Annotated in this window: 1 pseudogene; it reads right to left on the bottom strand. The window is 73.1% G+C overall.

Annotation, left to right across the window (positions count from 1 at the left end):
* Positions 1–83: 83 nt before the first annotated feature.
* A pseudogene (locus ACIBVL_RS41950) lies at positions 84–383 on the bottom strand (NADP-dependent oxidoreductase); the annotation flags it as partial.

Raw genomic sequence — 383 nt, forward strand, 5'->3', positions numbered from 1 at the left:
ACCGCTGGGGTCGCCCAACCGGTGCGGGGGGCGCCGCCCGCGCGAGCCGGGGCCGCCGCCCCCTCGCGTGCGTCCGTGGTGGCCTACACGCGGCTGTACGGATCCTCCGCCAGCCGGACCAGCATCTTGCCGACGTTGGCACCCTCCAGCAGCGCCAGCAGCGCCTGTGCCGCGTTGTCGAGGCCGTCCGTGACCGTCTCACGGGCGGTGATACGGCCCGAGCGCAGCCAGTCGGCGACCCGGCTCTCGAACTCCGGCCGCAGGTCCTCGTGGTCGCGGACGATGAAGCCGCGCAGCGTCAGCCGCTTGAGGACCGCCTGGATCAGCTGGTTGATGTCGGCGGACCGTCGGTCGCCGCCGAACTGCGACATCATGCCGCACAG

The organism is Streptomyces sp. NPDC049687, from assembly GCF_044465285.1.
GTDB lineage: Bacteria > Actinomycetota > Actinomycetes > Streptomycetales > Streptomycetaceae > Streptomyces.